Origin of the sequence: Pedobacter sp. (assembly GCF_965227205.1) — a bacterium.
GTDB lineage: Bacteria > Bacteroidota > Bacteroidia > Sphingobacteriales > Sphingobacteriaceae > Pedobacter.
This window is the reverse complement of sequence record NZ_OZ245727.1, coordinates 1,943,366-1,963,311: the sequence shown is the minus strand read 5'-3', so window position 1 is coordinate 1,963,311 and position 19,946 is coordinate 1,943,366. Positions and strand designations below refer to the sequence as shown.

At 36.2% G+C, this 19,946-nt stretch carries 9 protein-coding genes; 3 read left to right on the top strand and 6 right to left on the bottom strand.

The features are described from left to right. Positions 1-232 precede the first annotated feature (232 nt). Positions 233-706, bottom strand: coding sequence for an Lrp/AsnC family transcriptional regulator (locus ACO05K_RS08455; protein ID WP_421944007.1), 474 nt, complete (start codon positions 704-706; stop codon positions 233-235). A gap of 302 nt (positions 707-1,008) precedes the next feature. Between ACO05K_RS08455 and serC the strand changes: the two genes are divergently transcribed. After that, a complete protein-coding gene (gene serC, locus ACO05K_RS08450) occupies positions 1,009-2,112 on the top strand; it encodes a 3-phosphoserine/phosphohydroxythreonine transaminase (RefSeq protein WP_421944006.1) in 1,104 nt (367 codons plus the stop codon). A 9-nt stretch (positions 2,113-2,121) separates the two neighbouring features. Then, complete coding sequence (locus tag ACO05K_RS08445; RefSeq protein WP_421944005.1) at positions 2,122-3,291, top strand: DUF1015 family protein; 1,170 nt, start codon at positions 2,122-2,124, stop codon at positions 3,289-3,291. A 153-nt stretch (positions 3,292-3,444) separates the two neighbouring features. Here the strand turns inward: ACO05K_RS08445 and ACO05K_RS08440 are convergent, their stop codons facing one another. From ACO05K_RS08440 to ACO05K_RS08420, 5 genes are all read right to left on the bottom strand, one after another. Continuing rightward, positions 3,445-5,217: a hypothetical protein gene (locus ACO05K_RS08440; RefSeq protein ID WP_421944004.1), complete on the bottom strand. Its 1,773-nt coding sequence runs from the start codon at positions 5,215-5,217 to the stop codon at positions 3,445-3,447. After that, positions 5,214-10,094 (bottom strand): hypothetical protein, encoded by a 4,881-nt coding sequence (locus ACO05K_RS08435; protein WP_421944003.1) that lies wholly within the window; start codon positions 10,092-10,094, stop codon positions 5,214-5,216. The genes ACO05K_RS08440 and ACO05K_RS08435 overlap by 4 nt, the downstream gene beginning before the upstream one ends. Before the next feature lie 21 nt (positions 10,095-10,115). Beyond that, a complete protein-coding gene (locus ACO05K_RS08430; protein WP_421944002.1) occupies positions 10,116-13,331 on the bottom strand; it encodes a hypothetical protein in 3,216 nt (1,071 codons plus the stop codon). A gap of 3 nt (positions 13,332-13,334) precedes the next feature. Continuing rightward, the gene (locus ACO05K_RS08425; RefSeq protein ID WP_421944001.1) at positions 13,335-16,739 is read right to left on the bottom strand and encodes a DUF6603 domain-containing protein; all 3,405 of its coding nucleotides are present in this window, start codon (positions 16,737-16,739) and stop codon (positions 13,335-13,337) included. A gap of 333 nt (positions 16,740-17,072) precedes the next feature. Beyond that, positions 17,073-18,110: a basic secretory protein-like protein gene (locus ACO05K_RS08420; protein WP_421944000.1), complete on the bottom strand. Its 1,038-nt coding sequence runs from the start codon at positions 18,108-18,110 to the stop codon at positions 17,073-17,075. 146 nt (positions 18,111-18,256) lie between these two features. Here ACO05K_RS08420 and ACO05K_RS08415 point away from each other — a divergent pair, with 146 nt between their 5' ends. Next, on the top strand, positions 18,257-19,888 hold the full coding sequence (locus ACO05K_RS08415) for an ABC-F family ATP-binding cassette domain-containing protein (protein ID WP_421943999.1): 1,632 nt from the start codon (positions 18,257-18,259) through the stop codon (positions 19,886-19,888). The last annotated feature ends 58 nt before the right edge of the window (positions 19,889-19,946 follow it).

Sequence of the window (19,946 nt, the reverse complement as noted above, 5' to 3'; positions counted from 1 at the left end):
TGTCAATTGATCTGAAATAAATGTAGTAAAAAAACTATAACAATCAGATATATAGTTTATTGCAATTCAATTTTTTATTTTTAAGCTTATAGTCTTGTCATGAATTGGCTACTTAGTAGTAATTATTGGGATTTGTAAACTTCTAAGCGAAGGGTTTATTATGTTAACTAAGCTAGAATCATTAATAATCTGTCAGAATGATATATATTTAAGGTTTTTATACGGCTGTTGCCTAGAGATTGAAAGCCGTTTCATGTTTAGACTGCGACAGTACAAGAAAACTTTGTACAACACCAACATAAGGAAGGCTGCCAAGTGTATTGCGAATAAATTCATTATAAGTTACCATGTCTGGTACTGCTATTTTGATCATAAAGTCAAACTGCCCAGTGAGGTAATAACATTCCATTACTTCTGGATGCTTTATCATTTCATTTTGAAATTCATTTATGATATCCATAGAATGAGATAATAATTGAATGTGAGGGAAAGCAACAAAGACTGATCTTACTTTTTCAATATTTACAATAGCAACTGTTTTGTGGATAAAGCCATTTTCTCTTAGAAACTTTATTCTTTCAACAACATTGGTCATGCTTTTTCTGACTTTTCCTGCAATCTCCTTATAAGTCATTGCCCCATCCTGCTGAAGCAGGTTTAGTATCGATTTGTCGGTAGTATCTAAGAGTTTATTTTCAAGCGGCATGCTTAGTGTATAATTTTGTTTTTTTAATTAATTATTTGTTGTCAAAAATATGGTTTTTTTGTATTTTAAATAGTTTAAATTTATTTTTTTAGAAATACACTTAGTGTATAATTTACAATAATTGGCTATATTTTGGATTTTCAAAACAAATTAAATTCTGTTACTGCATGTACTAAAATGGCCAAACAAAATCTTATATAAGCTAATGGTATCATAAAAAGTAATTTTTATCTTTTTTTTAAGCGTTCTAAATGTAATCATCTTGTTTACTGATTTTTACAGTAAAATTTAATGCAATAAAAATGACTAAAATCCACAATTTTGGCGCAGGTCCTTGTATTCTTCCTGCATCGGTTATGAAAGAGGCGGCTAAAGCTATAGTTAACTGGAATGGTTCTGGCCTTTCTATTCTTGAAATTTCACATCGTAGCAGTGCTTTTGAAGCAGTTGTCGATAATACCCAACTCCTTATAAGAGAATTGCTTGGTGTTCCGGATAGTCATTCTGTGCTTTTTTTGCAGGGAGGAGCAAGCACCCAGTTTTCTATGATACCAATGAATTTTCTGAAAAACAGAGAGCGTGCAGCCTATCTTGATACTGGTCACTTTGCTCAGAAAGCAATACAAGAGGCCAGATTATTTGGGTCGGTTGAAATCGTTGGCTCTTCACGAGAAAAGAAACATATGTATATTCCACAGATATATGAGCCTTCTGAGGGATCTGCTTATTTACATCTGACGTCAAATAATACTATAGAAGGAACAGAGATGTTTTCATTTCCAAAATTTGGGATTCCACTATTTTGTGACATGTCCTCTGATATTTTCTCCAGAGAAATAAACGTTGATGATTTTGACTTTATCTATGCAGGCGCACAAAAAAACCTAGGCCCAGCCGGGATGACACTAGTTATTGCTAGAAACTCATTACTTGACTCTGTAAAATACAGTGTACCAGCTATGTCGGATTATAGGGTTTTCAGGGATAATAATAGTATGTTTAATACTCCACCTGTGTTTTCAATATACGTTGCAATGTTAAACCTACTTTGGTTAAAAAAAGTAGGAGGTGTAAGTGAAATTGAACGCCTTAACATTGAGAAAGCAAAAATGCTCTACAATGAAATAGATCGTAACTGCCTTTTTCAAGGATGTGCTGATGTGCGTGATAGATCCAGAATGAATGTAACTTTTGTGGCAAAAAACAAAGATGTTGAAACAGCTTTCCTTAAGCTTGCGTCATCAAAGGGTATGGTCGGAATTTCTGGATATAGAGCTGTTGGGGGATTTAGGGTTTCTCTTTATAATGCTCTGCCAATCGAAAGCGTGTTGGCACTAACAACATTGATGAAGGAGTTTGAAAAAACCACACTTCGGGCAACTCCTTTATCGTTACATAATCTTTAAAATAAATCTATGGCAACTATAGCAGCATTGAATGCATTGAAACCTCAAGTAGAATGGTTTGATTCTCTTATGACAAAATCTTCGCCTAAGCTTTCTGCGTTAAAGTACATCCTGGAAGGAAGAGGAGAAAACGGGATTGGTACAGGGGATATCAAATTAGTAGAATCTGAACTTGTTAAGTTGGTCATGGATAATAAATATCTCAAAGAACCTTCCGAAACCATGTATGTTTATGAACAGCAGTCGGCATTGGGGAAACAATATGGACTTTGGACTATGACGAGCGCCGAGGATTTTCTGAAAGGCAAAATCTTGGGGCATGAACAAACCCGGTTGGACAGGGAAATTAGGATTTCGGATTACAGAGCATCCGTTGGTTTGGAGGGTTCACCAGTATTGCTAACGTATCAGCAAAATACGCTTATCGATGCCTTTCTATTAAAAATTATTAATTCCAGACAACCAATCTGTTATCGGGAAGATCTTAAAAGTCATAAATTCTGGCAAATTTCTAATCAACAAGAGCTAGATGAAATTATTGATCTGTTTTCTAAAATTAATAACGTTTATATTGGAGACGGGCATCATAGACTTACTTCTGCTTCTAAGATGCAGGCTGAAAGCCCTCAATGGGTTATGTCTTTATATGTAAGTACTAGCCAGCTTAATATTTCTACATTTACACGTTTGGTATTGCCTGACAGAGAGTTTAACGTAGACATTTTGATCGGATGCTTGGGCAGAATTTTTTATATCTCACCTGTTCCATCAAATATCCCATATGTGCCAGACAGGCAGCATCGTTTTGGATTGCTTATTGATGGAACGTGGTTTCAGCTGGACTTAAAGCCAGAGTGTTATGAGCTGTCTAAGATGCCTGATGTGAGCTTTCTTCAAAAAGCTGTTTTAGACCCACTTTTAGGTATAAAAGATCCAAAAACCGATCATCGATTGCATAGCCTTCCTTTGAACAAACTTGAACAAACAATAATTGATGCAAACCAGCACAAAAATGCCGTTCTCTTTACAGTATATCCAATCAGCGTACATAAACTTATCGAGCAAGCAGAAATGGAAATTTGCCTGCCTCCTAAATCTAGCTTTATAGAACCAAAAGTACCTTACGGACTTTTACTAAGCTTAGGGCCGATACTAAAACACCTCAAGTCAGATTCATAACGATAATTTTGATGTTTTAAGAATTAAGACTATAGATGTTCTCTTTATTGTTTACAATATATGAATTAAAGCAATTCTGAAAAGAATTGCTTTTTATGTAACCAATTTTAGTTTTATTGGAGTAATAACTGAATATATTTAAATAATAAAATTTTACTCTTTCGCATTAACGATTTGGTCAAAGGCTAACTTACTACTTCCTTCGCCTCTTCCAGTTTGTCTGTGCCTACCAATCCAATTGTAAGTTTTGCCATTGTACCATCGTGTTCTTTGCCAAGCCCGACTAATAATTGTACCAGAATAGGGGATTTCTTCTTCATTAATAAAGTATGGTGCAACTTGCTCCGTTAAAATAACGCCCTTGGCTTTAACTGTATCGACAGGCGGTGAGCCAAGTTTAGGCATGGAGGCTCGTTGAAAATGAATATCCTGATTGCTTCCGGGTAACTGAACCGGGAGAAAAGGAATCCAGTTTTCGGGTACGGTGTTTCCTAATTTATAATGAATTAAAGCTTTGGATTGCGGCAAAGGTTCTGGCAAAACATTATCCTTGTTTGCAGTATCGTGTCCGCTGGTGCCAACGCCCGTTCCATCAGGAATAATTTCTTCAATTCCCCACACCATGTTTGCCATCTCATCACGTATAAAGTTAACTTGTTCTAATGGTGCGCTTTGTAATGAATTGGCTAATGTAGAAGGAAGAAAGAATTGCCTGTTGTAACTTCCTATATGGTCTTTGTTACTCAGATTAAACATACTCCAGCGTTGCCATTCTTGGTCTAAACCCGCATCAGCCGCCTGAATTAAAGTGCGGTCGCCAAATACATCTTTTACAACAAAGCCATCAATTTCGCACAGCGTATTCGTTTTCATCCTGTAAGGAATAACAAACCAATCATTGCCATATACTAAACCAAACTCAGCAAATAACAACAAGAGTTGGTCGGAAGTTTTGGCGTTTAGTGTTCCAAAATTTATGGTTCTATCTTCCATTTCCCAAAAACGCTGATTTGGCATTCCTTTAAAAGTAGTTGCTGTTGGGATAAACGAAATGGCGCTTTCTGTTGTTAAATTTGGTTCATAATCTGGTTGCTCTACCTTTAATTCTCTTTGGTCCAGATTTACATCAAAATTGTACCAATCTAAATTTCCGCTGTTGTATTCCGGACTTTCTAAAACAAGATCCGTATTATCTGCTCTAGGTGCAGCCGTGGTGAAACCGTAACTTAATTTCTGTCCATCCCATGCTTTCTCGCTGTTGTTTTCGGGTTGTGTGTAAATGCGTTGATACCAATTTTTTAGATTATTGATTAAGGTATCAATTGCTGGTTGGTCTATAACATCAATACCAACTTTGCTGCTGAAACTTCCATCAAAAATATCGGCTAATAGCAGTTCTCCGTTAATAGAACGTTTTATTGTACTTCTTAATAGTTGTTTGCTGTTCTCCTGAGTAGTAAAGTCAGGATTATTATCTTCCGTTAGGGGATAAGTGGTTAAATAAACTGCGAAATATTTTGAACGTAATGTTGAGGAATGTAAGCTTAAAAAATATTGTGAAACCTGAATTTTTAAGGCTAAGCTAAATGGAACTTGCTCTCTTTCAATTTGTGCTTCCATCGGAATCTCATCGCTGTATATTTTAGCAGGATTTTGTTGCAAAGCCATCCGGTCTATATGTAGTTGCTTGGTAATTAGCCTTGCATCAATTGCAGATCCGGCATCTTCACTTTCAAACTCACCCATTTGCCATTGCCTTGTTAGAAACCATAGCCCATCATGAACTGCAGCTTTTAAGCTTTCATTAAAATTTTCTGTTCTTGGTCTAGGCTCAAGTCGGTTATAAGCTGTAATGGATGAAATTCTGTAATCCTTAACCAATACATCGGGCGAGAATTGTTTAATTTGATCGCTTAGTTGAATCATGGTAATTTTATTTTAGTTTCCAGATGTTTAACGCTTAAAAATTTTTCAGCTAAATTCAACGAATAGTCTAAAGAGATATTTGTAAAACGGCTTGCACTAAACTCTGCCATTGTAGCCGGAAGTAAGGTTGTTAAGTTCGGCATAGTATCTACATCATCAGGCTCAATTGCACGCTCTTTAGCACGTTGAAAGGTATTTAATATGGTATTGGTTAAATCATTCCAATTCCATTTACCGGTTTCATTAGGGCTTACTGCTAATAAAATGGCTTGTGGCGGACTGCTATTTGGTTGGTTATAATTAAACGTGATTCCACTCACTTCTTCCCGATTTGGAATGGTTTCTGTCCACTCATCAAGCAATAATCCACTTTGGATATTGTTAGTGTTAAATTCTTGTGGTGCATAATGAACGTAGGAGATTGTATCATTTAGCAACTCTGTATTTTTAGGGAACTCGACTGAAAGCCAATTGTTATTATTTTTATACGGAAGTTGCAAAGGTTTTCCACTTAAATCAGCCTGATTAAAATTATCGTGAAGTAATCTAACCATTTCCAGTGTATGCATTTTTTCTCGAACTAAAGATGCACTGTGTAGAAATTCGGAAACCGGTAAGTCGATGCCTAAACTTGTGGCATAAGTTAATAATTCATCAGACGAAGCACTTGCAGCTGCTATTTCAGTTCCGTTGCTAAAACTGAATTTTGGAATAATCATAAAGTTTTCGCCCAAAATGGTTTGAATCATCTTAATTAATTTCTTGCTTTCTTGTTCAATATCTCCTGTTGGGTTTAATTTTGAGTTTTGAGATAAATAAGATTGCTGCACTTCTATTAATCTTAAAAGAACGGTTTTAGCTTGTTCGATTAGCAAATTGGCAGCATCTGCACTTTTATCGAAAGCATTATTTGGAAAGGCGAAACTAAAATGAACATCGGCCGTTGCTTTAAGTGTTGTCCTTAAATTTTCAAGAGTTGTATCGGTTAGGCTGATTTGTATCGCACTGAGTGTGTTTTGAAGCGCTTGAATGGCTGCCTCTAAATGATTTTGATATAAACTTGTTGTTCTGTTTTTAAGTTCTGATAAATCAATCTCAGTAGGATTAATGTTAGCTGGAGTTTCTGCAACTGATGTAGAAACGAAATCTAATGCATTAAGCGGCCGACCATTGCCAATTAACTGACGGATGTAGTTTGCAAATGGTAAAATCTCGGCAAAGGATTTCTTTGATAAATCGTTCGGACTGCCACTATCTGAAAATAATATGCTAACCAAGGTACCATCAGGCAAAGATTGCGACCTTAAAAAATGATAGCTTATTCTGCTTTCCAATTCTGATGCGCCAGACGTTTCCAGTTTATTACGGATAAGCAAAACAAAATCTAAAGGCTGCAAATTCAAATCTTCAAGGCTTACAACATCATTGATTACATTTCCATCCGAATCTTTCGCTGTAACTAAGCACAGTATGTCTGCAGGATTACCTAGTAATTTCCCAATCCAATGATTTAAGGCAGGCTCTGTAATCGATTTTGCACTTGGTTGTACATTTTTCCAAGGGTCGGTAGAAAGTGTAGCATCAAAAGTTAAAACAATTCTGTTGGTAAATGTCATTTGTGTGCTTCGGGCGGTATTAATTACTTCCACTTCAGGTGGGATATTTCCGTTAGAAACCGATTGCATTACCGCTGCGGCACGTTCAAAATTACCTGTTGCCATTTGGTAAGCACTTTCTGCAGTAAGCAAATCTTTAAGCGCATCGAGCGTGTTTTTTAAGTTGTTTTTTTCGAACTCCAAAGCTTTAATTTGTTCGGTGTTTAGCGCTGGCAGATTTGTTAAGCCAAATGGGAAAGGCAATATTACATTGGCTAAACTCAAACCGTTTACTACCTCGTAATTTTCTGTTATTTCCTCTGGTCCGGTTGTATTTCCCTCTTGCGGAATTTTGGTTTTCTTAATGGGAAAAGCTTTTCTAAAATCGGGTTTTAACTGGTTTAATATTACCGGATTTACTTTTCTGGTACTCCAGTCGTGTAAACCTCTTTCAAACTGATAACCAAGTAAAGCCTCAAGTGTTTGTCCGTTTCTAATGCCTTCTAATATTGCTTTCGCTCTGCGAACCCGTTCAGATGATAGATTTACAGATAACAAATCTGCATCGCCTTGATGCGCATGAGTTAAATAACCATTTCTAAGTATTGCTGCTGCGGTTGCATGATTTAAACTTGGTGCATGTACAAATCCACCGTTTTCATTTTCTACATACAGGTTATCTTCTCCTTCTTTTAGTCCTTCTGGCAAAGAATTTTCTGATATTTTTTTTCGGGTGTTTCGCATTTTAACGTTTTCCAAATACCCGTAACTTCCTAAATATAAGCCTGTTTTACGCTCTTTTATTCCAGAAGCTATATTCCTCTGATTTACTATCCTTTGGTCGAAAAGAGAGGTTTGCCAACTATCCAAACGGTAACTTAAAATATCTACATGTTCAATAAATGTCCTTTGCAGGCATGCAGTAGGCAAATCTTTTAAAATATTCAGTGCCCACTTATTTTCTGTTAAATTGTTAGTGATGCTTATATCTACAACTCCTTTATGAACATGATTAAATAATGTAGCAGCAGATTGTTCTGTATTTACAAGTTTGTTTACCGGTGCCTTATAAATTTCCCAGGGACTTACAGAAGCTGATGTACTCATATTCATAAACTTCCTGCTCTGCAGCAATTCTGAAGCATTGATGTTTTTAGTCGCTAAAAATTTAAAAATACTATGGTTGGTTTCCAGCAATAATCCATTTTTTAACATCATAAACAGGAGAGAAGTCGGTTTGTCTTTATCGCCAAAATTCTGCTTTTCTAAATTAGTTTCGTTATCCAAATTGGCAAGTAACCAATCAATGTAGTTTAAATCAACATCATCCGCGTAGGGTTTTATTTTTTGTTCTTCAGATAAAGGTTGGGTATCTACAAGATTGTGTTTATCTAATTGGGTATTGTAGTGTTTAAATATAATTTCGAGTAGCATTGGTGGTGTCTTTTTAGCACCGTTTTCTTTCTGCGTTTTATAACCCCAAGATTCCAGCAATGTTTTCAAATGGGAGGCATTCATTGCCATCATCATGGTGTCAGCAAAGTATTTTCCATTTATGCTGAATGTTTCCAGGTTTTTTAGATAATCATAACTATATCCTTTGCGTTGAAAAAGCTCTACTGATAATGGATGTAAACCAAGAATTTTTAATAAGGCTGCACCTGCATCACCATTTTTTGTAATCTGCGGTAGCTTATCGGCTTTATCTCTCCATTGAGCCACCATATAAGCTAATATTTGATGCATTTTTGGATAAAACGCATTACTATTTTTAGGTAAATTTAAATTGATGTGCTCAAATCTTGTTGGTGGATAGACCCAAGAATCGAAATCGCTGGTTAAAATTATTCCATAGGGTTGGTTTCCTACACGAATTGCAGGCAAGGGGCCTCTTCCACTAATGTAGTTTATAAAATGGTTTCTTAATAATTCTTTATCTGGTTCATCTAATACACCGTTAAGCATTGTGGTTACAAAATAACCAAGCGTACCTGGATGCAAAGCAGTGTTCATTGCAATAGCTTCGCTGTGGTCGGTGATATTGCTATTATGTACCGATTGAAAAACTTCATAATCTAAACCAAAATACTCTGCAAGCCTTTGTCCATCCGTCGCTTCTTTAGAGTTATCAGTTGGAGTAAATAATTTGTAGTCTTTTTCCACCTGAAGCATAAAATCCTCTATCGATTGCTGACTTTGATAACCTGAATCTTCACCTTCTGTATTATTGGTTGGCGTACCTTGCTTAAGCAGCGCTAAACCTTCTTCGCTATATTTATGATTATCAATTAAAGCTTCGAATAGTTCCTTTCCATCATTTTCATCTGTCGAGCTTTTTAAGCCTATAACCAATAATTGGTCGTAGCCAAGTTTTAAATCTTCATCACTTTGTGTAATTACAAAACCTAAACCCTGCTCTACAGCTATGTCAAAATCTGCCATCCAGGCAAAATCTTCTCCATATTGAATGCGGTTATCTTGTTCGTCTCTGGTAAATGATGGATCGTTTTTATCAATAATAGGAGCAGGGCCAACAATTACGATATCTTTTATCGGGTTACCAATAGAGCGATGTACTTCTTTGCCTGCTCTATAACCCATTAAAACAAAACGATCTGGCAAAACATTTGTATGCGGCGCTTTTGTCCAACTGTCTAGTTTAGTTTCAGCATCAGCAAAAATCAAATCTTCTGGCGATAGTAAATTTGCCCGCTCTTCCCAATTGCTTGGTTTGGTACTTTTGGCTACCCAAGCAGCTCTGTTGCCTCCAAATTTATCAAATATGTTTTTCCATGCGTTATTTATAAGTTCTTTGTTGTTAGTGTTTTGAAAAAGAATTTTCCAATGCGTACGTCCAAATTTAAGTTCGCTTTCAGTCAGCATTTGCTCATGAGTAATTATAGCAATATCATCAGGGTAAACCCTAACTAAAAGTTGTGTGCCCCTAAGTGTTTGTCTGTATTTGGTTTCTAACCTTACGGGAAGTAAGTTTATCGGAATATCATCCTGCCATTCTTCAATAAGTTGTTCTGGCTGTTGCTTTAAATACAATCGTTCTATAACCTGATTGGTTAGGTTAAAGTTATCTTTCTTTGCTGCGCTAAATTTCTCGATTTGAGCTTCTAATTCTCTAAGCTGCGCTTGATATTTTTCATTTGGGTTAGCTTTGTTTTGGCGCTCCAAATTAATATATGCTAATTGCAGTTTATACAATTTATCTGCAACTCTATCTCTTTGCGCTTTAACCTCTTTAATTTCTTTTAGTGATTCAAGATATCCCATAATCGTATTCAAATTTTCGGGTTATATACTTTTTAACATTTCTTTGGCATGTACGGCAATCATTACGGGTTTTTGATATAAAATATGCCCCATTCTGGCCGAATTTTGCCCCCAATCATCAATGTTTTCTGGCGCAGCAGGTTTAAAATCGATGTTAGGTTTAACATCAATATTTATAAATCCATTCTGTGGACTATACTTATTCCAGCTTAAATCATCCCAACTAACTTTATCGCCACTTTTTTCAAAGTTTATATCCATACCAAAGCGAGGTTCTCCAGGTATTTGCTGAATAATGAAATACCAACCCCAATCATCAGATTCGATTTTCGGCTCATCTTTACCTTTTGCTTGCGGTACAGTTAAATCAAAACCGAAGAATTTTATATCAGGATTTATCTCAGCTTTAAACATTGGGAATTTAATTTCCGAAGCCATTTCTGTCGTTGTAGCCACAGGTTGGATAATAGGTTGTTTAGTCGCATCAATAACACCGTTTTCATCTTTAAAAATATGCGCCTTTTGAGCATAAATAATTGTATTTGGATACTTTTTAAGTAGCTCACCTCTAACAACTAAAACCACCTGTTCTCCATCTGGAGCTTTTCTTTTAGGATGCGTGCCTAATGCGCTGCTGCTGTACCATTTATCAATTGGTTGTATATCTTTAAATTCTTCTTTTAATTGATTTTCATCGAGGTTGTTATGATTGGTAATAATCCCTTTTACATCCCAAAACTGCCTAAAATAACTTCCTCTTTTATCCGTTGGATATTCTCTCCAAAGTAGTTCTTTGCCAAATTCGTGATTTAGTCCAACCATATACGATTCGATAAATTCTGGATTTGTAACCAATAAAGAAATTGTATTTTGAGGAATAAGCTCCAGGTTCGGAATCAATAATTCCGAAGAAATATCCCTCAGTTTTTCGTACATAGGCTCTGGCATATCTGGGTAAGCCATCGCGGGTACAAGGTTCTCGAAATTGAAAAGCCAGTTTTTATTAAATGTGTAAATTACAAATGATGCCAGCATTTTAGGGAACACTTTTCTAGGGTCTGTTGCTTCCTGCAATTCTAAATGGGCATTATCCATATCAAAACGTGTAAATGTTTTTTCAGGAGTTTTTATGGCTTCTCTGTTGTTTAAATTTATAGCAGCAGCCCGGAAATTTGCAGCTTCTACACTATCTTTTCCACTAATGCCAGGCGTGTAAATGTTCACAAACTGATAAGACAAACCATCAGCATCTGTTGTAGTTTCTTTGGTTTCGGTCGTAACTTTAGTATTTCCATTATTGGTTTCTACAATTAGCGGATTACTTTCTGTAAAAATAAAATCTGGTTGTTCTGGCAATTGCTCCAAAGTTTCTGCTAATACTTCCGGATTATTCAAATCCTTTGGATTAAAAGAAGTTGATTTCATTTTTAGGAGTTTGAAATACGCACCAATATTAGCAATTGCAGCAATAATGCATATATACCAGGCTCCGGTTATAATCCCAAAGATTAATATCGCTATCAAAATCAGAATTAAGCAAATCAGCAAATTGTTTAAAATCCAGACAAGTAGCGGACTATGATTTTTTCCAGGAATTGCATTTAGCTTTTCATCTAAAGTTGGCAAACCAACGGGAATTATTTTGGGAGGTGCTGCGGTAATTTTACCCTCGTCTATATCTGTAAGTAATCCAGTATGTGTGAAAGTTGGATTTGTGAGGGCTATTTTTTTAAAGAACGGACCTCTTGGTCTAAGTATTCTACGTAAAGTTGTGCTTACAGCTGAAGTTGGTAATATGCTGTTTTCTAATTGGTAATGTAATGTTGTAGGTGAGCCTTTTACTTTTTTCAGAAGTGGAGAAAGAAATAATATTGATTGACCAGGTGTTAGCTTACTTGTGAATTTTGTTTTTATGGCATGGCTCACATTCATTGCAAAAGCAACAAGCTTAATTTTTAAGTTTGCTTTTTTTACCGCTTCAACTTGTTTCCAGGCATCGGCAACATATTTCTCCTGATCTTTTTGAACAACATTAGTTCCAAAGCCGGCAGCAACCCTGTTTCTTGGATCTTTATTTAACTCATGCAACCAACCACTTTTTTCGGTATCGATTTCATTTGTTAACGCATGGTTTTGTCCATAAATCGGCGGACTAACAACCGGATCGATAACCGTATTTGATGCCTTTTTAAGCGTTTCAGGAAAATTTAAGATTGATTCAAGTTGATTGAAAAAAGGTTTTCCTGTATCCAACAGTTTTGGTTCTGAGACCGTTGTTGGAGCTTTTAATGCGCCTTCTAATCCAATTATATTTAATGTTGATGTTTGGCCAATGTCGGTACCTTCTGTCATTCCAAAACCTGGTACGTTACCATCCATATCCCGAATTCCCAAGCGTGAATCCATAATTCTAGGTTCTAAAATTTTTACCAGCGATTCAAAATCCTGATTTTCTCCGGTTCTGAAAAACCAATGATAATAAACCGGAAACTCGATGTTGGTTGATGCGCTGTTCCAGGAAGCTTGTTGGGCATCAATACTTGCATTTTCTAAGCCCAAACCCGAAAGTCTACCGGTTTCGAATGCCGGAATCAAAAATGCCCGATACGCAGTATTGCTGTCCAACTTGCGTGGACACATTAATCTGCCAATAATTTGGTCGCTATTTGGGTTATCTAAATCGTTAAGTGTTTTTAAAAAAGCTTCAAACTCGGTTGTCGAATCGTGACCTTCGTTTACATGTACGTGGCTCCAAGCCCATATCTGGTTGGCAGGAGGCAAGCTATTCGCGTTTTTTACAGTAACTGAAGGCAATGGTAATCTTTTTTCGTTAAAAGTAAATTCACCTGTGCCCGGCTGTGTTTCATCTTTTAAAACGATAAGCGAGAGCCATGGTCTGAGTTTATCTCCATTTGCCTTTGCTGGTGTATATCGCCATAAAAAATCTTCATCGTAAAATTCGATGAAAGGCAAATAGTTGGGTTCAAAATTGGTAATCCAGTTTAATGGTTCTGTGCGCACCACCATCGCCGGGTTTACGCCAATAATATCACCCGGACCAAGTAATTGAAAGTTCTTCGGTTCAACTTGGTCGTTTACTTTAACCTCAATATTAACTTCAGAACGAAGCGTTCCGGAGGCTGCTCCGTTTCCAAGATTATCAACTGTAGTAATACGACCACCAATGCCTTTACGCAACCAAGAGCCAAAGGTATATTTTGCAACTTTTATACTCATCTTTTAGTTTAGTTCAAATTGTGAAACTACTTGTAAATGATTTTTTAATGAAGGATTTTTTCTTAACAGCTCATCATGCAATGCGTATGCTTCGGCTTCAGAATTTACGCTGTTTGTACCATTGAAGGCAGTTAAATCTTTTGTGTTAACTACGCTGTATAATCCGGTATTCAATTCTACTTTTGCAGGCTTAATTGCGGCAACCTTATTACTAACGGAGTAGGCATTTTTACTGATTGCATTTCCCTTAGAAAAGATATTGAAAACCTTATCGAATAGCTTAAAGCCTGCAACTTTTATAATGAAGGCAATTCCTTTTTTACGATGAACATAGCTCAATTCATAAACAACTTCTTTTTGTAATTCAGTGCCATGTAGCACCTCGTTAGTAGTTTGGAATTTGATACCGCTTTTCATCCGTTCAAAAGATTTTCGAGAGAGTTTTTCGCTATCTTTTAGTTTGATGAAATTTCCAATTGCAAATTCTTCCTGCATAGGTTGAGTTGCAGAATTATCTGTTACAGAAAGTGTAAAACGGGTATCATCCGAAGGTTTATTATTGCCGAACTTATTGATTTCCATATCCAAAGGCGTAACCTTTTGGCTTAGAGAAAGAATTGTAAACGGATGGATGATTATCTTTCCATCTAAAAGCTCAAGTTTGCGTAAGGTAACATTGGTATTTGTGTTGGCAGGTAAATCTGCTTTCCAATTACTGTCGTCTTTCATCGCTTCAATAATAAGTCCTTTTACATCAATCGATTCTTCTAATTGAGGCGGAGCCTGATCGCCCCAGGTTACATCAAATTTGACACTTACTTTTACAAATAATATTTTTAAGCTGGCTTTACCAAGTGCTCGCCAAGGCGTTGGTCCGCTAAGTTGTCCGGCAAGGTGTATTCCTGCAATTTCACTGCTGCCACGTCGAAGTGCTATACCAGCTTCAATTTGGGCAATAAAATAGAAAGGATTGAATTGTACTAATAAATCATATCCCAAATAACCAAAAACATTAAAGCCGCAAGCTTCAGCGTAAAGTTCTACACGAGCACCAGATTGTACGGTATTTGAGGTTACTGCAAAATAGGTAGCTACACTAATTCGAGGATTTTTACCTGAAAGCAAGGAGATGGTTATCCGCTTCATGTTCCTTAAATCGGTTGGTACTTCGTTAAATGAGGGGTGAAATCCACCAACTGATAAAACAAAAATTGGTTGGTTACCCCATCCAATTCGCAAGGCCATTTCTCCTGTTAAAGTGAAAGCCAACAGGCGAGAATCATATAATACAGCATTAAAAGAAATACCCTGACTAAAATCTATAACGCCTAAAAAGTTAACCTGTAGTTTTAATAACGGAGCTTCTTCGGTTGGAAGGATGCAACGCAAAACACCTAAAATAATTAATTTGGTGGCCGGGATATCGATAATGATACCCATTTCCAATGAGATTAGGGTAGGTGTGCCCCAGCCAATTTTGGCCATTGGCGCAATAATGAATGTTCCTTTAGATATTGGGAAAACCTGCTGCAAATCGCTAATGATTCGTGTAATGTTGTTTACAATATCTTGCGGAAATAAAATGCTGCTTACAGCACCAGTGCGGATTCCTTCTTTCAAAGCCTCTACTTCTGTCCGTCGGTTAACAGCCAATAATCCGCCAACGCCAACAAGCGTAAACCCAAAACCAAGTTGAATTGGTACAAACTCTGCCGTAATTAAGATTAGTAAAGCAAAACCTTCGCTACCATCGGGCATTTTTGTAGAGATAATCGCTATTGCTTTGAGATCGATAAAACCCTGAAAAGAAAGCTCAAGTGCACCAATGTATTCTCCTTTTTCTACATTTACACCTAAGAAACCGCCACCTTTAATTACGCCTGTATCGATTGATAAGCCAACCCGTGTTGGTGGAACGAAACGTGTGCCCAAATTGGCAAACGAAATGTTTCCATCTAAATTATCTGGAAAACTTATAGGGAAATCAGTACCAATGCCATCTACAACTGCAACTAACGGACCTAAATTGGTTTTTATGATAACACCTAATCCTACATTGAGTTCGGTGTTTTTAAAGCCTAATTTAAAATATAAACCTTCTATAAGGAATAAAGCTAAATCAATGTGGAGTGGAATTAATATGTCGAGTCCACCGCTTCCTTCTAGACGAAGTCCATTCGCGGCATCCCAATTTGCTTTTAAATCAAAATTAGCTTCTGTTTTTACATTTGATAGAAGCGTTTTAATAAAACCATCGCTGTCTGAAAAATCGATAATTAATTTTCCTCCCTCAATAGCTACCTGTACAAAAGGATTAATTTTGGTTGTTCCGTTTTCAAGAGCTGTATTCAGCGCTACACTTGCATTAATGCTTTTAGCTTCAAGTCGCGTTCCTTTTGTTAATCCTAACAACATAAAAGCTTCGTTGTTGCTTTTCTTTGCTATAAGCGATAAGGCTGTATCCATAGTAGCAGAGCCACTTACGGGTTGCAGAGTTAATTGTAAAGGGTATTGTAGTTTACCTTTCAACCCGGCATTAAAAGAGCGGGTATTTTGTATTCTTGCTTTCCATAAATTAGAAATTGGATAACTTTTATCGAAAGTATTATTGCCGCTAACCTTTGCTTCAAACTTAATTCCAGGAGGATTAATAGATGCATCTAATTCGGCTTCGAAATAATCAGATTTTAAAACTAATGGCCCTGCACCAACTTGTGCAATTTCAGCAGGAATACCTAAGCTGATAAGTAAAGCTCTTGTTCTTTCTAAAATTTCTTTGCCTGTAAAAGACGCTAAGCCAAGCTTGTAAGTTTCTTGTAAATAAGCCTGCGGATTGGAAAGTATTTGTAAAAGTCTGTTTAAATATATTCTTCGAGGGATAATCCCTGGAAGTGGCGTATTTAAAACCATCCCCGGAGGTAAAATGGTTTCTTTATCAATTGCACCAATCAAATTTAAAGACCGGGTGAGTAATGGTAAATATTCACCAAGATATCCAATAAGACAATATTCAAGTATTCTGATTGGAAGGTTATCGGCGAGATTTTTTAGATCTGCCTGTATATTTGCCGGTAAACCAAGTATTGCTGTATTTAATGCAACGCCTAGTTCTTTAATTTTAACCAGAATGCCGGTTATTTTTTTAATTAACTCGGCTCCATCTATAAGGATATTTTGAACATTTTGACTGGTAATAGATGTTTCTAAATTTGTTATCAGACCAGGTAATTCATTAACCAGAGTTTTTACTTCAGCAAGCTTGCTGATAATTCCAGCATTATTTTCAATGCTTTGAGGTAGGGGAACGCCAAGCTTTGCAAACAAATCGGGTGTAAGCAAACCGGAAAGTGGTTTAAGTGCCTTTCCTAATGCTAGAGTAATGGATTCAATTGTACCTGCTGCTGCCATAAACATTGAATTTTATAGGTTAAAACCTGTGCTAAGAAGACGCATTTATTTTGCGTTAATTAATACAAGTGTTAAAAATGCTTACTAACCTCTATAAATTCACTGTGTGTTTTTATTCTGGCATCGGGAATAAATGAATAATAAATATTCATTTTTTTTAAGAATGGGAGCTGACTAAGAAGATGTACACGAATGTAGTTTACAATACTTTAAAATCCAAACAAAATTTATTATTTTTTTTATGTAATATGTTGATGGTCATTTAGTTTGTGTCTCAACAAAAAAAAGAGCAATAAATTTATTGCTCCTTTTTCGTTATCTGAAAAGTCAAGATTATATTCTTTCCTTACCGCTGTATTTCAATGTTAGTTCAGGGTTTTTTGCGTATTCATCCCAAAGCTCATCAATAGTTTTTCCTGATAGTTTAACCCAGGTATCTTTATTGTAAGTTTTGTTTCTCAGTTCTTTATCCATTTCAATAATTAATCCTGGTTTAACCTTTTGGTCTATCCATTCAAAAAAACGAGCAGTTATACGATAGCTATTCTCGTATTTCTTTTCGTTGTGTTTAGCCGTTAAATCTGGCAAAGCCCATTTAGAACCAATATTATCAACGCCATATCTGTAACGGATAAAATCAGCAATGCCTTCGGTTAGCCAAACTGGCCCTGAGCCATAACCATAACCTTGTACCAGGTGCATGCCTTCGTGAGTTACAATATCAATATCGGTAGGATGAGCATTCATGTAGTTCGTGCTGAACAGAATTCTATTACCACTAGCTTCCGCAACGCCTTTGTAAGCTGTATCGGTAACAAATAAAACGTTATGGGTGGTTTTATCATTAAATGTATTTACCAATGTTGGGAAAACTTTAAAGTAAGTTTCAATAAGTTCTTTTTGAATGTTAGGATTAAATGCAGAGTTTTTATTTATAAAAACTAACTGATAATCGTCCTTTTTGATGGTGTCAACTGATGTCCAGTTTTTATGCAGTGCTTGTTGAAGGTTAATCTGAAAGTTGTCGAAATTAGCTTTCTTTTTAATCCATTTGCTGTTTACAACGATTTCGCCCGGAACAGCTTTAATTGTAAAATTATTGGTGGTGTCAATAACTCGCATCGTTACTTCTCTTTTGGTTCGGTAACCATCTGCTGAGGCAAAAGCCGGATAAGTTTCTTTAAATGCAGCATTGATTTTGGCTGTATCTAAATTTACTTTTGTCTTGTTATCAATGGTTATCGAGTAAGGGCGTGGTGCATTTCTGTTACGCTGGGGTGTTTGCGTACCAGAAGTATTTGTTGTGTTTTGTGCTAATGCCGTAGCAGAAAGCATAGTAAGAAAGGCAAGCTTTGATATTTTCTTTAACATAGGTTGAATATTTTTTGATAAAAATAGGTGATGTTTGAAAAACATCCTGTAAAAATGAAGCTACATATTGTTTATGAAATGATTAGTCTGTTGCCATAAATCATTCTCTTTATTTTATCTTTGCCGCGAATTTAATATGCCCAATCGTGATTAATGTAAATAATATCTCCGTTTCATTCGGCGGAACTACCCTTTTTAGTGATGTAACTTTTTCTATAAACGAAAATGATAAAATTGCCCTTATGGGTAAAAATGGAGCAGGAAAATCGACCATTTTAAAAATCATTGCTGATGTAGCTAAACCAACTTCTGGTAATGTAACTGGTCCGAAAGATGCAGTTATAGCCTATTTGCCACAACATTTGCTAACGCAAGATAATGTAACGGTTTTCGAAGAAACAATGAAAGCTTTTGCAGAGGTAAACCAAATGCAAAAAGAACTTGATGAGTTGAATGAACAGCTTACGATTCGTACCGATTACGATAGTGATGATTACATGAAGCTTATTGAACGTGTATCTGAACTTAGCGAGAAATTTTATTCGATAGAAGAAACTAATTATGATGCAGAAGTAGAAAAAGTATTAAAAGGTTTGGGTTTTGAGCGTAAAGATTTCGATCGTCAAACATCTGAGTTTTCTGGCGGATGGCGTATGCGCATTGAATTGGCAAAAATTCTACTACAGAAACCTGATCTTATTTTGCTAGATGAGCCAACAAACCACATGGATATAGAAAGTATTCAGTGGCTTGAAGATTTTCTAATCAACTCGGCAAAGGCCGTAATGGTAATCTCACACGATAGAGCATTTGTAGATAATATTGCAAATCGTACAATTGAGGTTACAATGGGTAGAATTTACGATTACAAAGCAAAATATACTCACTATTTACAATTGCGAGCCGAACGTCGCGTACATCAATTAAAAGCATACGAGGAGCAACAACGTTTTATTGCCGATAATCAGGAGTTTATTGATAGGTTCAGAGGTACTTATTCAAAAACTTTGCAGGTTCAATCGCGTGTTAAAATGCTCGAAAAACTTGAGGTTATCGAGATTGATGAAGTTGATACTTCAGCGCTGCGGTTAAAATTTCCTCCTTCTCCACGATCAGGACAATATCCGGTAATGGTAGAAGAACTTACCAAAACTTATGGTGACCATGTTGTTTTCGAAAAGGCGTCGATGGTTATCGAAAGAGGCGAAAAAGTCGCTTTTGTGGGCAAAAATGGCGAAGGTAAATCAACCATGATTAAAGCCATTATGGGAGAAATAGACTTCGATGGAGGTTTAAAAGTTGGGCATAACGCTAAAATTGGCTATTTCGCACAAAATCAAGCTGCATTGCTTGATGAGAATTTAACCGTTTTTGAAACTATCGACCAAATTCCATTAACCGATGGTACAATAAAAATTAAAGACCTTTTAGGTGCTTTTATGTTTAGCGGTGATGATACTACGAAAAAAGTAAAAGTATTATCAGGCGGTGAGAAAACCCGTTTAGCAATGATTAAGCTGTTGTTAGAACCCGTTAATGTTTTAATTCTCGATGAGCCAACGAACCATTTAGATATGAAAACCAAAGATATTATTAAAGATGCTTTAAAAGATTTTGATGGTACTTTGATTTTAGTATCTCACGATAGGGATTTTTTAGATGGTTTGGCTAAAAAAGTTTTTGAGTTCGGAAATAAACGCGTTCGTGAACATTTTGAAGATATAAAGGGTTTCCTCGCTTACAAGAAAATGAATAGCTTAAAGGATATTGAATTGTAAAACAATATCTTGATAAGTAATAAAATATATCGATAGGGAAGAAGTTACACCTGTTTTA